General features: G+C 61.2%; 11 protein-coding genes, 1 tRNA gene and 1 pseudogene. 2 read left to right on the forward strand and 11 right to left on the reverse strand.

Features of this window, described 5'->3' with window-relative positions:
- The 5 genes from B2994_RS04185 to nusA form a co-directional block, all read right to left on the reverse strand.
- On the reverse strand, positions 1–1082 hold a 1082-nt coding region (locus B2994_RS04185; protein ID WP_291527123.1), incomplete at its 3' end, for a riboflavin kinase.
- 11 nt (positions 1083–1093) lie between these two features.
- Positions 1094–2161 carry a tRNA pseudouridine(55) synthase TruB gene (gene truB, locus B2994_RS04190; RefSeq protein ID WP_291527124.1) on the reverse strand — a complete coding sequence of 356 codons (1068 nt, stop codon included), beginning with the start codon at positions 2159–2161 and terminating at the stop codon, positions 1094–1096.
- Between the two features lie 120 nt (positions 2162–2281).
- On the reverse strand, positions 2282–2812 hold the full coding sequence (gene rbfA, locus B2994_RS04195; RefSeq protein WP_291527125.1) for a 30S ribosome-binding factor RbfA: 531 nt from the start codon (positions 2810–2812) through the stop codon (positions 2282–2284).
- Complete coding sequence (gene infB / locus B2994_RS04200) at positions 2812–5718, reverse strand: translation initiation factor IF-2 (protein WP_291527126.1); 2907 nt, start codon at positions 5716–5718, stop codon at positions 2812–2814. Before infB ends, rbfA begins: the two co-directional genes overlap by 1 nt.
- 330 nt (positions 5719–6048) lie before the next feature.
- Positions 6049–7092 (reverse strand): transcription termination factor NusA, encoded by a 1044-nt coding sequence (gene nusA, locus B2994_RS04205; protein ID WP_291527127.1) that lies wholly within the window; start codon positions 7090–7092, stop codon positions 6049–6051.
- Positions 7093–7179: 87 nt separating this feature from the next.
- On the opposite strand from nusA, the gene B2994_RS04210 reads away from it, so the two are divergent.
- Both B2994_RS04210 and B2994_RS04215 read left to right on the forward strand, forming a co-directional pair.
- Positions 7180–8112, forward strand: a complete 933-nt coding sequence (locus B2994_RS04210; RefSeq protein ID WP_291527128.1) for a hypothetical protein — start codon at positions 7180–7182, stop codon at positions 8110–8112.
- Positions 8113–8165: 53 nt separating this feature from the next.
- Positions 8166–8251: transfer RNA gene (locus tag B2994_RS04215), tRNA-Ser, on the forward strand.
- A gap of 296 nt (positions 8252–8547) precedes the next feature.
- Here B2994_RS04215 and B2994_RS04220 read toward each other — a convergent pair.
- The 6 genes and pseudogenes from B2994_RS04220 to rpsK all read right to left on the reverse strand — a co-directional run.
- Complete coding sequence (locus B2994_RS04220; protein ID WP_291527129.1) at positions 8548–9348, reverse strand: transglutaminase family protein; 801 nt, start codon at positions 9346–9348, stop codon at positions 8548–8550.
- A gap of 312 nt (positions 9349–9660) precedes the next feature.
- A pseudogene (locus B2994_RS04225) lies at positions 9661–11740 on the reverse strand (circularly permuted type 2 ATP-grasp protein); the annotation flags it as partial.
- A 136-nt stretch (positions 11741–11876) separates the two neighbouring features.
- On the reverse strand, positions 11877–12818 hold the full coding sequence (locus B2994_RS04230) for a tRNA pseudouridine synthase A (protein WP_291527131.1): 942 nt from the start codon (positions 12816–12818) through the stop codon (positions 11877–11879).
- Positions 12819–12946: 128 nt separating this feature from the next.
- Positions 12947–13447: a 50S ribosomal protein L17 gene (gene rplQ, locus B2994_RS04235; protein WP_291527132.1), complete on the reverse strand. Its 501-nt coding sequence runs from the start codon at positions 13445–13447 to the stop codon at positions 12947–12949.
- Positions 13448–13528: 81 nt separating this feature from the next.
- The gene (locus B2994_RS04240; RefSeq protein WP_291527133.1) at positions 13529–14524 is read right to left on the reverse strand and encodes a DNA-directed RNA polymerase subunit alpha; all 996 of its coding nucleotides are present in this window, start codon (positions 14522–14524) and stop codon (positions 13529–13531) included.
- Positions 14525–14604: 80 nt separating this feature from the next.
- The coding region (rpsK, locus tag B2994_RS04245) for a 30S ribosomal protein S11 (RefSeq protein ID WP_291527191.1) at positions 14605–14730 on the reverse strand (126 nt) is incomplete at its 5' end.

Raw genomic sequence — 14730 nt, forward strand, 5'->3', positions numbered from 1 at the left:
ACTCGATGCCCGTACAGGTCCAGCCAACCAGCATCGTCATCACGAATCGCATATGCCTCAACCACGCGCTCATGCAAGCCGGTTTTCTCGCTGAAGGTGGGCTTGGTGCCAATCGAGATGGCGGACGGCCAGCGGCAGGGCGAATCCGCACGCAATCGAGTGGACTCGGACCCATCGGCATCGGAGTCGCCTGCCGTCCCCAGATCGACCAGCCACCCTGCGTACACACCATCCACCGGCAAATAGCCGTGGATCTCATCGCCCAGATTCGCCGTGGGGAAGCCGATGGTACGCCCACGTTCCTCACCGTGGACCACCACGCCTTCAACGCTGTGCGGATGCCCCAACACCGCGTTAGCCGCAGCGATACGCCCCTGCGAGAGCAGATAGCGCACATTCGACGAGCTCCACACACGCGTGAGCTTGGCGTTGTTGCGTTTGCTCCACGCACGGCGTTCCGCCTTGCTCATACCCTCAAGCGGATCCTTCGGCTCACCGTATTCACCGGGCATATGCGGCTCGGCATGGGCGGGGACGCGCACATGCCCGGGCCCGAGATCATCCACCACATCCAGCTCGAACACGCCGGTCGCCGCGGCGAGATTGGCGATGGCCTTCACATCGCCTTTGCGCCCCTGCCCCATGGCGGCGTCACTGCCCAACACCAATGTGCGCATGCCAAGCCTGCCGGTGAGCTGGCCAAGGAAAAAGACGTATGACTTGGCGGCGAACGCCAAGGTGTAGTGCACAATCAGCACCTGGTCCACACCCAGCTGTTCAATGCGGCGCAGACGCTCGTCCATCGAGGTAAGCGCAACCGCATCGACTTTCGTCGCATCAGGCTCCACACCTTCATGTGCAGCGGCCCACGCATGCACGTAGGCGGGGCGCGGGTCGAACAGGATCACCGAGGAGAGCGCGTCATAACGCTTCGCCAGCTCAACCACGCGGGCGATAATGGCCTGATGCCCCAGATGCATGCCGTCGAAGGCACCCACCGTCACCACCGTTTTGATGGAATTCCCCGGACTGGGCCATTCCACCGTACCGTCGGCCTGTGGAGTCAAATGCATGACGTTCATCAGATTCATCCTCATGTAGTACCGCAATGCGGCGCGTCGCCGCTCGACAAAACCGCATCCACTGTAGCAGGAAATACCGTAACTGGCTTGGCATGCGACCGGCCTGCCGGTTCGATCAGCGCCACGACATCATGCGTCTGGGGCACGATGGCGGCGCACTGCGAGGTGATGACCCGATCGATCCGCCTGCCAAAGCGCAAGTCGGCAGCCTCCCCGGCGTCGATGTCCACGCAGGGCATCACCCTACGAGCCGCTTCCTCCATGGTCAGAGCCCGTCCAAGCAACCACTCGCGGCGCAGACCGGCATCCGCCGCGCATGCATCCGGAACATCCAGCACGCATGTCGAGCGAGCGACGACAACGCCTTCGCGGTTGGTGTACGACTTGCTTGCCGTATGGGCGCTCACTCGACGCGACTCAATCACGGGATCCGCGAAATCGAATCGTCCGACCCGCGTGCGCCGCAGTCGGATCAGATGACCGCCGACGCCCAGTAGTTCGCCCAGATCGCGTGCCAGCGAGCGAATGTACGTGCCGGACGAACAGGAGACGCGAGCATCCAGATCAGTCACCGGGGTGCCGTTCTCGGCACTGGTCTCGCGGATATCCAGCACATCGAAGATCTCAATGGTGACGCGCCGGGCGGCAAGCTTCACCTGCCGCCCCTCCCGGGCGAGATCGTACGCGCGGCGACCGTTGATCTTAATTGCGGAGTAGGCGCTCGGGACCTGGGCAATGTCGCCGGTCAGATGCTCGGCGATGGCGGCGTGGATCGCGCCATGATCCAAGCCCCGAGCCCCGGCGGATTCAAGCAGCTCCCCCTGCGCGTCATCGGTGTCCGTGCGCTGGCCAAGACGGATGGTTGCCTCATAGGTTTTGTCGTGGCCGGTAATCGCGTTAAGCAGTCGCGTGGCATTGCCGAATCCGATCACCAGCATGCCGGTGGCCATTGGATCAAGTGTGCCGGCATGGCCGACTTTTTTGGTATGCAGTGCGGCACGCGTGGCAGCCACTACGTCAAAGCTGGTCACGCCATAGGGTTTGTCCACGATCATCAGACCGGACGGAGCATTTGGCATTGGTTCTTCCCCAGACAGGCAATATGCCATATACAAATGTGCAATATGCCCCCTGCTCAAGCGTGAACCTGAACAAGGGGCACCATCATATGTTTTCGGCCACTTGTGAGCGGCTACTTGTCACCGATCGGCATCGTCCGTAGAACCGGCGATGTCACCGTCTCCAGCGGTGTCATCGGTATCGTCGACGTCGCCGCCGTCATCGCTCCCGTTCGGCTCGTCATCATGCCTGTATGGGTCGGCCTCGCCGGCATACTGGGCACCCACACGGGCACGGGCCAGATCGGCGTCCCTCTTGCGAGCCATCGCCAGGATGTCTTCGATTTCAGTCGCCTCGCCGGGCACCTCATCGAAAATGAACTGCAGCTGCGGGGTCAGCCGCAAGCCGGCCTTGGCCCCGACCAGGGAACGCAAATGCCCCTTGGCCTGGTCAAGGGCCTGCTTGGCGCGCTTTCGCTCGCCCTCCTCCTTGCCCTTATGGCCAAGTTGGGTCCAATAGACCTTGGCGATCTGCAAATCGTTGGTCACGCGCACCTCGGTGATCGTGACATTCGCCAGTCGCTTGTCGTGCAGGGTGGACTCGATGTCCGAGGCCACCACACGCTGAATCAACGCGGCGATGCGCGCCGCGCGAGGATTGGTGCCCGCCATTATTTGCGCTCAACCTCCTGCATTTCGAAGGTCTCGATGATATCGCCGATTTCGATGTCATTGAAGCTGCCGAGGTTGATGCCGGCCTCGTAGCCTTCCTTGACGGACTGCACATCGTCCTTGAAACGACGCAGCGAGGAAATCTCCAAATCGTTGACGGTCGCGATGCCATTGCGCAGAATACGGCACTTGGTGCCGCGCTTGACCTCGCCATCCTGCACCATGACGCCGGCGATGTTGCCGAACTTGGAGGAGCGGAAGATCTCGCGGATTTCGGAGTGCGAGGTGACGACCTCCTCGAATTCCGGCTTGAGCATGCCCTTCAGCGCGGCCTCGATATCTTCGATGGCCTTGTAGATGATGGAGTAGTACTTGATCTCCACGCCTTCCCGATCGGCCAGCTCCTGCACCTGACGGTTCGGACGCACATTGAAGCCAATGATGACGGCCTTGTCGACGGTAGCCAGATTGACATCGTTCTGGGTGATCGCACCGACGCCGCGATGAATGACCTGAATGCCGACCTCGTCGGACACCTCGATTTTCATCAGGGAATCCTCAAGCGCCTCGACGGAGCCGGAGGAATCGCCCTTGATGACGATGTTGAGCATATCGACCTCAGCCTTGGCGAACTGCTCCTTCAGGGACTCCAAGGACACGACCTTACGGCGCTTCGCCAACTGGGCGGCACGCTCGGTGGCCTGACGCTTCTCGGCGATCTGACGGGCGGTGCGGTCGTCCGGGGCAACCAGGAAAAGGTCGCCGGCGGTGGGCACGGAAGTCAGGCCGAGCACCTGCACCGGAGTGGAGGGACCCGCGTCCTTCATCTGCTTGCCGTTTTCGTCGAGCATGGCGCGCACGCGGCCATAGGACGTACCAGCAACAATCGAATCGCCCACATGCAGCGTACCCTGCTGGACCAGCACGGTGGCCACGGCACCGCGACCCTTGTCGAGCCGGGCTTCCACGGTGGCACCGCGAGCGTCCATATCCGGATTGGCGCGCAGGTCGAGCTCGGCGTCGGCGGTCAGCAACACCGCTTCAAGCAGCTTGTCGACATTGGTGCCCAGCTTGGCGGAGATGTCGACGAACATGGTGTCGCCGCCGTAATCCTCGGGAACCAGACCGAACTCCGTGAGCTGTCCGCGCACCTTCTCCGGGTTGGCGCCCGGCTTATCGATCTTGTTCACGGCCACCACAATCGGCACATGAGCGGCCTGAGCATGGTTGATGGCCTCCACAGTCTGGGGCATCACACCATCATCGGCGGCCACCACCAGGATGGCGACGTCGGTGAGCTCGGCGCCACGCGCACGCATGGCGGTGAAGGCCTCGTGGCCAGGGGTGTCGAGGAAGGTGATCTTGCGGGCTTCGCCCTCAAGGTTCACCGTCACCTGATAGGCACCGATGCGCTGGGTGATGCCGCCGGCCTCGCCCTCGATGACGTTGGTCTTGCGGATCGTGTCCAGCAGTCGGGTCTTACCGTGATCGACATGGCCCATGACGGTGACGACCGGCGGACGAGGCTTGAGATCCTTGTCCTCCTGAAGCTCCTCTTCGTCCAGATCGATATCGAACTGCTGCAGCAGCTCCTTGTCTTCCTCCTCGGCGGACACCAGCTTGATGTTCCAGCCGATTTCCTCGCCAAGAATCTGGAAGGTGGTCTCGTCAAGGGACTGCGTGGCCGTGGCCATCTCGCCGAGATGGAACATCACAGTCACCAAGGCGGCCGGATTCACATTGATCTTCTCGGCCAAATCGGCAAGGGACGCACCCTGACGCAGACGGACGGTCTGGCCATTGCCGTTGGGGATGCGCACGCCGCCGATGGTAGGAGCTTTGATCTCCTCAAACTCGCGACGCTTCGCCAACCTGTTCTTGCGGGCCTTCGAAGACTTGCCGCCCTGACGACCGAATGCGCCGGCTGCGCCGCCACGGCCGCCACGACCGCGTGACGGACCGTTACCGCCCGAAGGAGCTCCGGAGAAGTTGTTGCCGCCGAAGCGAGAGCCGCCGCCCTGACCCGAACGAGGGGACTGGCCGCCGCTCTGACCCGGACGGGAATGGCCCCACTGACCCGGCCTGGCGCCGCCGCCCTGACCCGGACGACCACGGAATCCCCCACGGGGACCGGGACGGCCGCCGCGGCCGCCACGACCTTCGTTGTTATTGACTGTAGGCCGGGCCATCGGATGCGGACGGGGAATGTCGCCCGGCGTCGGAGTGCTCATACCCTGACGCCGCGAGAAGGGATTATTGCCCGGGCGCGGAGTGCCGGAACCGGCGTGCGGACGCGCGGGCTGGCCACCGCGAGGACGCGGAATGGCGGGATTGGCATGGGAACCGCCCTGCGGACGGGAACCGGGCTGAGAGCCACGCTCGCCCTGGTGCTGCGGACGGGGACCGGGACGGCCCATGCCGCGATTATTGTCCTGATTGCCACGCGGATTATTGTGGCCGCCGGCATGCGGCCCCTGACGATGCTGACCGCCGCCGGGACGCGGAGCCGGATGCGCAGCCGCGGAACCGGACATGGAGGACGGGGACGGATGCGCCGCCGATGGCTTGTTGGCTGAAGAGGGAGAGGCGCCGTGCACGGCAGCCGGAGATGGCGCATGCGGCTGAGGAATGGGCCTGCCTCCCCGTCCGCTGCCCTGGGGCCGATGACGCTCAGACGTCGCGGGCCTAGCTCCACCCCTGGACGATTCATTCTTCGAAACCTTCGCCGACTTCGACGCATTGGAATCCGGCTGCGGGAACGCCGCCTTCAGCTTGCGAACCACCGGAGCTTCCACAGTGGAGGAAGCCGACTTGACAAACTCCCCCATGTCCTTGAGCTTCTCAAGAACCGTTTTACTATCTACGCCAAGAGCCTTGGCCAATTCATACACGCGTGCTTTGGGCACTCAATTTCTCCTATCCATCAGCCGCGCGCATGGGTGAGGCGCGACTATCGTCCGATGACGGTGAACTGTTTCTCACTCATCGTGCGACCATGATCGTTATTACCTCGTCTCTGTGCCGAATTCGGGCATAGTTGACCCATTCGGATACCGAGAACAGCATACTCGATCCTATGGATGTGCGGCGCGTTGCAAAACAACGACTCCGCATACGGCATACCGCATGCGGAGCGACGGATACAAGGCAACGGATTCAGACCGTGCGCCATTATGCCGGTTCAAGACGATTGCGAGTCTCCCGGCCGGCAAGTCTCCCCGCAAGCGGGGCGGTGACTACTCCTGCGGGGTCTGATGGCTTTCGCTCCGCACCTTGGCGGCATGCGCCTCAGCGGATTCGATGCCGATCTTCCAGCCGGTGAGCTTGGCTGCCAGACGAGCGTTCTGTCCCTCCTTGCCGATGGCAAGTGACAGCTGATCATCATGGATGAAGGCAATGGCGGTTTTGTTCTTTTCGCTGATCACCTGCACGCCTGTCGCCACAGCCGGGGACAGCGCGGAAGCCACAAATTTGGCGGGATCATTGGAATAGTCGACGATATCGATTTTCTCCTGTCCAAGATTCTCCATCACCGCGCGCACGCGAGCGCCGCCGGGACCGATCAGGGCCCCCTTCGGATTAACTCCATCGGTGTTGGCGCGCACGGCGATCTTGGTACGGGCACCCGCCTCACGAGCAATCGCCATAATCGACACAGCCCCCGACACCAATTCGGGAACCTCACGTTCAAAAAGACGACGGACCAGCTCAGGATGCGAACGAGAGACGATGATCTCCGGCCCCTTCAGCCCACGGGCCACATTCACCACATAGACGCGAATGCGCTCGCCATGGCGATACCGCTCGCCCGGCACCTGCTCACGACGTGGCAGAATGGCCTCGACGTCACCCACGGCCACATGCACGTTCGCGGCGTCCTTGACATCCTGCTGCACGATGCCGGTGATGAGCTTGCCCTTCTGGCCGGAAAACGCGCCAAACACCTTATCGTCCTCGGCCTTGCGGAACAACTGGCGAATCACCTGGGCGGCGGTGGCGGCGGCAAGACGGCCGAAGTCCTTCGGGGTGTCGTCGTACTCCTCGCCAAGTTCGGGTGCGGGATGCGGGTTCTCTTCGGTGGGCTCCTGAGGAATCTCGTCGCGCGCCCACACAGTGAACGTGCCGGCACGCTCATCCAAATCGACGCGGGCATGCTTGGCCGCATGCGGAGTCTTGAGATATGCCATGCGCAGCGCCTCGGAGAGTGCCGAATCCAACGTTTCCTCGTCGATCCCCTGCTCCTTAGCCAACTGATGCATGCTTGCCAGGTCTAGTTCCATTCCCGGAGACCTCCTCATGAAGTTATCGCGTTCGCACCGGCCTGTGACGGCTCGTACGGTCTGTAATGGCTATTAGTCTAACGATTCATGGAGACACGCAAGTTTCAGGCATTACGGCACTTCGTCAAAGGCACATTCGTCTGCTTCGCGGCTCTTTCCATCACGATCACGCTGGGAGGCTGCTCGCCAACCTCATGGATGCCTCGCGTGCAAGGCCAACTCGAAGCCGCGCTTACCCCAAGCTCCTGCGAGCTTCAGCTCGCCGACGCCGAGGATGCCACCGCCATGGCGGCCACGCAACCGACCGCCGCCCGTAGCGTGGAATCGCTGACCATATGGCAACGCCAACGCAAAGCCGTGCAGTCCAGGGACCTATGGCGTTTGGTGGGCATCACGTGTCAGGGTCGTTTCGCCGAGGGGGTTTTGGAAAGCGGCCGCGCAAGCTCAATGGCCGCCTCGATGGCCCGACGTACCGGCATCGCGTATGCGGACACGACCACGAGAATAGATGCCAACACCTCATTGACGATTGCGGACGATGCCGCGAAAGGTCTCGCCCTTGCGCACGATCGCGCAGGATTCGCCTTTGAGGTTCTTGCGGCGCGACATACCGCGAACGGCACCCTTGCGAAGCTCTCCGACCGGCATAAGGCGCTTGCCTCGGGATTCGCCGCGCACACATCCGACACCGATAGCCGAAATGCCGTCTACTCCGTGCAGCAGCTGCTCGCCAATCCCGACGTCATCCTCGACACCGCCTCCGGACTGCGCGTGCCCACGTCCGCGGCCGTGGCCATGGATCTGGTCCGAGAGCAGCTCAGCGCGCTGGCCACCTCCTCGTCAGGCGACACAACCGCGAACGGCGACGGCTCTGCGGACACCACGCGCATCATGATCAGCGACGACGCAACGGCATCTGTGCTGGCGAATCTGTTGTCGGAGGAAACGTCGCAGGCCCTGCAACTTGGATTCCCCCAATTCGACGAAGCGCTTTTCACCACGCGTGTCGCCACGTCGTGAAGCTGTGGCATACTAGATAAGTTGCTTGCCTGACGTTAAGGCTTGCGGCGAATGGATAAGTGTCCGAGCGGTCTAAGGAGCACGCCTCGAAAGCGTGTGAGGCTTAACACCTCCGCGAGTTCGAATCTCGCCTTATCCGCCCCATGGGGGTTCCGAGCGATGCGCCCGGAACCCCTTTTTTATGTCAAAAGCCAATGTTTTCAGTGATTTCCGCCATTTGCTCGCGAATCACGGCAACGCAAGACGTCCCTTTGAAACAACTAAAACGGATTCTTTCACATTTTCCGTCGAACCGGAGGCCGCCACGACGGCACAAAGCCCCTTTTTGCGCCTCGGAAACGCTCTGCGGCGATCAAAAACGTGAAAGAATCCAAAATAGGATCCTCATAACCGCCGTTCTTCATTCCCCGCGACGATTTCCCGAGGCGATATCACTCAGATCCCCTGCTCATGAACCGACGCGTTGACCCACTGCTCCTGTTTGACGGACACGCCGGAGAAAACGCCGATATCCAACATGCAGTCGCGATAATCGCGGCCATGCGCAATGGTGATGTAGCTATCGTCAACCAGACGATTATGCGTGGGATCCAAACCGATCCAACGATCCTTGTGATAGACCTCCACCCACGCATGCGTGGCGCCCTCGCCGCCCAACAAACCCGCGATATACCGAGCCGCAAGCCCCATATGTCGGCACACGGCCAACATGACATGGGCATAGTCCTGGCACACACCCCTGCCCTGCGCCAACGCCTGCTCGGCAGTCGTGCGAATGGTGGTAGACATCGGCGCATACGTAAACGCCTTGTACACCTCATCCATCACAACCGTGGCCACCGCGACCGGGGAACCGCTGTTGCTTTCGGTGCGCAAACGCTCCCGGCAACGCTCGATCAACGCAGTCAGAGACGGTCCCGGCACCGTCAGCGCGGAATCGAAGCGGTACAGGGGCTTATAGATTTCAGGCTTGATATGCTCGTTATCCACAAAGGCAATACCGGTGACCGAATAATTGAAATGCGAATGCTCTTCGGGAATGTAGCCGATCATCACCACGGAATCAAAGGAGTCGATGGTGGTCTCAAGCTCGACTTCCGGGTCGATCTTCACTTCGACATCCACAACCTGCTGACGCGGCCCCGTAGCGGGAATGCACCGCAGCTGGAAACGATGATCCGTTACAGGCGAGCTGAACGACAGCTTCATCCGGTAGTCGAATACCAGCTTCTTCAATGCTCAGCCTTTCGATTCTCGATTATGGTCATGACCCGGTCCACGCAAAGCGGGCATTATTGTGTGCCCTTTCGCGTTTCTTCGTCTTGAACCGCCGAAGTCCGGACAAATCATCGCATTCGATTCGCTCTCTTGTGCAACAATCCGCGTCCATTGTAATGGAGAATTCGAAAGACACGACAGCAAGGGCGCGACGGGAAGGCCGTCAGATCTTGTTGGCATCCATATCAACCGCGGAAACCATCCCGATATCCCGCAAACGACTCGCGATGATATGCCCTTCAAACCCGTCGAGGAATTTGGACAGGGTTCCGGCAAGCTCGCCGTACCCGCGCACCGGCATCTGGCCGACCAGCCACCGGACGCCATCGGCAAAGCACTGCGGCAGGGGCAAACCGTCCAGCATCATGGCATACGAAGCCAGTTTGCGCAGCGGAGCGGCAAGCTGGTCCTTAGGCAAGCTGAATCGTGTATACAGATCGATGCGCTCAACATATTTGCCAATGAAGATCAGCGCCTTCAGCGTCGGGTCGACGGTGGAATTCTCGATGCCGCCCCAGAACGCCAGCATGTCGTCGGTGATGTCGCGCTGCTTGTAGATATCCTCGGCGCTGGCGGAGCGTCGCGACGCGTCAGCGATATTGCGCAGCGCAAGTTCAACATACTGCAAAAGGTCCGACCCAAGTTCAGGCCGTAGAACCACCGCGTTGTTGAATGCCGATTTGATCGCCGAACGCACCGAATCGGCATTGTTCTCGTCGTATAGGAACGATTGGATGAACGCATCGAAATCCGCGAAATCCTCCGGCAGGTCGAGCGCCCTCGCAAACGGGCGGAACGCGTCCACATCAGTGTCCATCACCTGATCGTAGAAGGGGAAGAACCGCTTGATCGTGGTGAACACGCGTTCCGTGTACCGACCAAGCCAGTAGAGCGTATCGGTTTTCGACGAGGTGACCAGGGCCAGGGAATGACGCGCGTACTCGGCATTGATGGCGATCTTCTCACGCTCATGCGACTGATCGAAATCCGTGTCCTTCGACGCTTCGGGGGACATCACCCACGTGTCCTTGAAGCCGCCGCCCTGGGAGGAATTGACGATCATTTGGCCTGGAATCGACGAATACCTCGTCAAGCCGGAGTACCAGACATGGGTGTCCTTGCCGGTGACGACGAATGCGCGCAGATCCGCTTTGCGAGGCACCGCCTCGCCGGTGGCGTCGTCGATGACGGCCAGATCCTTGAACTGGATGACTTCCTGGGCGATGAAGCGACGCGGCTCCTTGCGAATGCGATCCGCCAGTTCCTCGCGTTGCCGCGCATCCAGCTTGGATCCGAACACCACGCCGTAACCGCCGGCCTCCGCCACATCCTTGATCACCAATTCGCCAAGCCTGTCGAGCACGATCTTGCGATCGGAGGAGAACATCGGCATATAGGTCGGGGCGTTCTTGAGGATCGGATCCTCGTGCAGATAGTACTGGACCATCGCCGGCACAAAATAGTAGATGGCCTTGTCGTCGGCGACGCCGTTGCCGGGCGCATTCATAATGGCGACATTGCCCGCACGATACGCCGACAAGAGACCCGGCACGCCAATCACCGAATCGGGATTGAATGCGAAGGGGTCGAGATATTCGTCGGAGAGCCGGCGATACACCACGCCCACGCGATGCTTGGCACCGGAGTAGTCCACGAACCACAGCTTGTTGCCCTCGACCTCCAGATCCTCCGGGAAGGCCAGTACCGCACCGGTTTTTTCAGCCAGATAAGCATGCTCGAAGAATGCCGAATTGTAGCGCCCCGGCGTCAGCACCACGGAAATGCCCTCGGTGGAGACGAAATCCATGGATTTGCGCAGCAACGTCGGATAGGCGCGATTATCGCGGATATGCACGTCGCGAAACAGCGTCGGCGCGATGCGGCGCTCAATGTCGCGCACGAACAGCGGATAGCTGGCACCGGACGGGATGCGCAGGTTGTCCTCCAGCACCCACCATTGGCCGTCTTCCCCCTGTACCAGATCCTCTCCGGCGATATGCGCGAAAATGCCGGCCGGAGGGGTGACCCCGTTGACTTGGGGGAAGTATCCGGCGGAGGTGTATACGTATTCCTCGGGGATAACGCCATCATGGATGATGCGCTTGTCGGAGTAGATGTCCTTGAGATACGCGTTCAGCGCGTTGACTCGCTGCTTGAGCCCCTGTTCCAGCCGGTCGAATTCATCGGACGGGATGACGCGCGGAATCGGGTCGTAGGGGAACAATTGGTCGCGGTAGGTGCCATTCTTGTAGATGCCGAAACGGACGCCGTTGCGCCCCAGCTCGCGATTGATGGCTTCCCTCCGGTTCACCAACTCGGCAGCCAGCTTCTGCGCAACCGTCTCAACCATCTTCGCACTCCTTGCATACCTTCGCATACTCGTCCGGATCCCGGGCTCCGGGATATGCGATTCACGCTATGCACCGGTCGTTACGGAACTCCGCCACCTGTGTTACGTGAAGTTTAAGGGCTGTGGAATATGCGATTTACAGCGTGCGAACCGCGCGGATCTTCGCCGCGCGGGTAGCGAGCTGGTCGTCAGGCGGATACGCGATGTGTTCCAAGGTGAGTCCCTGCGGCGGACAGGGGCCGCTTTCCCCCTCGCGAACCGGTGCCTCCATTTTCGACAGGAACCAGTCAACCGAACGTTTGCCCTGCCCGACACGCAGGCTTGCGCCGACCAGTGAGCGAACCATGTTGCGGGCGAAGGCGTCGGCCACGATGGTAAAGCACAGCAGCCCCGATTCGCACGACGGCACTGTATGGAATTCGTCGCGTGCGTTCCCGCTGCCTCCGGATGGGCTGTCCTCTCCGACGCCGGGTTCTCCGATCAGCGGACGAATCGGCACCCGATCCCAGTGCGCGGATTTCACCTCCCGGATCGTGGTGCCTCCGGGATTGGGGGTCGCAAACGATCCGAAATCATGCAATCCCACCGTCGAAGCGACGGCCGCGTTCATCGATTCGACGTCCAGCCGATCCTCCACCCGCAGCACAAAATGCCGCATACGCGGATCAGCGAGGCAGGAGGCGTCACTCACTCGGTAGACATAGGTGCGTTGCAGCGCGGAGAACCTTGCATCGAATCCGGCTGGGGCGACGGCGACGGCATGCAAAGCAATATCCGGCGGCAGCACGCGTGAGAGTCTGCGTTGCAGGGCCTCGACGGGGCCAACCCGCATATGGCCGACGCATCGTGCCAGCCGCTCCTCGTCAATATCCGCGTGGCAAACCTGATGCAACGCATGTACCCCGGTATCGGTACGGCCTGCGACGGTGAGTCGCGGATTCCCCTCGCCGGGGGCGTATCTCAATATTTTGGACAACGCCGATTCGAATTCGCCCTGCACGGTTCTCAGCTCGGGCTGCTTTGCCCATCCGAAGAAATCCGTACCGTCATATCCAAAATCAAAGCGCAGTCGTATCACCCGACAACTATACCTATATGGTCTCGATGCCGAACCGTCGAATATTCACCGAATAGCAAACAGGTCCGGGAATCCAAGCGGATTCCCGGACCTGCTCATTGCCGAATGATATCGGCTATGCCGTCAGCTCACTCGGCCTTCTCAGCGGTTTCGGTGGAGGTGGCTTCGGTAGAAGCTGCCTCAGTGGCGGCGGCCTTCACTTCGGCGTTCTCGTCCTGAGCGGCCACCTTGGTGGCGGCTTCGGCTTCCTTCACCACGGCCTTCTTGGCAACGGGCTCGGTGACGAGCTCGATGATGGCGGCCGGGGCGTTGTCGCCCTGGCGGGAGGCGATCTTCACGATGCGGGTGTAGCCGCCCTCGCGCTGCTCCATCTGAGCGGCGATATCGGTGAACAGGGCGTGCACCACGGACTTGTTGCGGATGACGCGCATCACGCGACGGCGGGAGTGCAGATCACCGCGCTTGGCGAAGGTGATGAGACGCTCAGCCAGCGGACGAAGGCGCTTGGCCTTCGGCAGCGTGGTGGTGATGCGGCCATGCTGGAACAGGCTGGTAGCCATGTTCGCGAGCATCAGGCGCTCGTGGGCGGGGCTGGATGCCAGACGCGGGCCCTTCTTGGGTGTAGGCATGTTATCTCCTTATGTCCATATGAGCAGGTGGGCAGTGGCCCGAGCATCCGCTCATATGGCGTTATTCGAAGTGAACGGTTCTCACTCGTCCTCAGGCGAGAAGAACGTGCCACCTTCGAGGTTGGTGGTATCGAAGCCAAGCGGGGAGGTCTTGAGCGACAGCCCGAGGGCCTGCAGCTTCTCCTTGACCTCGTCGATTGACTTCATACCAAAATTGCGGATGTCGAGCAGATCCTGCTCGGTGTGGGAAACCAGCTCACCGATGGTGTGGATTCCCTCACGCTTCAGGCAGTTGTAGCTGCGCTGCGTAAGGTTGAGATCCTCGATCGGCACGGCCATCTCCGGGTTGGTCTCCTCGACCACCGGAGCCGGGCCGACCTCCACGCCCTCAGCCTGGGCATTGAGCTCACGGCACAGGCCGAAGAGCTCCACCAAGGTGGAACCGGCGGACGCCACGGCGTCACGCGGGGAGATGGCGGGCTTGGTTTCGACGTCCAGGATGAGCTTGTCGAAGTCCGTGCGCTGTTCGACGCGAGTTGCTTCAACCTTGTAGCTCACCTTAAGCACCGGAGAGTAGATCGAATCAACCGGGATTCGACCGATCTCGCCGTTGTCCTGCTTGTTCAGCTGGGCCGGCACATAGCCACGGCCGCGCTCGACGGTGAACTCGATCTCCAGTTCGCCGTCCTCGGCAAGGGTGGCGATATGCAGATCGGGGTTGGCGATGGTAACGCCGGCGGGCGGAGTGATGTCTCCAGCCGTGGCCTCGCCCTTCCCGTTCTTGCGCAGATACATGACGACCGGCTCGTCGTACTCGCTGGTGAGCACAATCCCCTTGATGTTCAGGAGGATCTCGGTGACGTCCTCGACAACGCCGGGCAGAGTGGTGAACTCATGCAGGGCACCGGAGATACGCACCGACGTCACCGCCGCTCCCGGAATAGAGCTCAGGAGCGTACGACGCAGCGAGTTACCAAGCGTGTAACCGAAGCCGGGCTCAAGGGGCTCAATCGTGAAACGGGAACGCTGAGGATTGACTACTTCCTCAGTCAGTGTCGGACGCTGTGCAATCAGCACTTTGGTGATCCTTTCAGCTTTGGCCGGCCGTGCACCTTACCGGCTCGAAGCGGGTGGACTTAATGGTTTCTCTGAAGTGCTCAGACGCGACGACGCTTCGGGGGACGAACGCCGTTGTGGGCCTGCGGGGTGACGTCGGTGATGGAACCGACCTCAAGCCCGGCGGACTGCAGGGAACGGATGGCGGTCTCACGACCGGAACCCGG

The sequence above is a fragment of the Bifidobacterium sp. UBA744 genome (assembly GCA_002298605.1).
Classification (GTDB): Bacteria; Actinomycetota; Actinomycetes; order Actinomycetales; family Bifidobacteriaceae; genus Bifidobacterium.

Bases quoted from the DNA above. Each gene is read 5' to 3' on its own strand.
- rbfA (WP_291527125.1), bottom strand. From the start codon at position 2,812: ATGGCGGGCACCAATCCTCGCGCGGCGCGCATCGCCGCGTTGATTCAG.
- nusA (WP_291527127.1), bottom strand. From the start codon at position 7,092: ATGGAACTAGACCTGGCAAGCATGCATCAGTTGGCTAAGGAGCAGGGG.
- truB (WP_291527124.1), bottom strand. From the start codon at position 2,161: ATGCCAAATGCTCCGTCCGGTCTGATGATCGTGGACAAACCCTATGGC.
- rplQ (WP_291527132.1), bottom strand. From the start codon at position 13,447: ATGCCTACACCCAAGAAGGGCCCGCGTCTGGCATCCAGCCCCGCCCAC.
- B2994_RS04210 (WP_291527128.1), top strand. From the start codon at position 7,180: ATGGAGACACGCAAGTTTCAGGCATTACGGCACTTCGTCAAAGGCACA.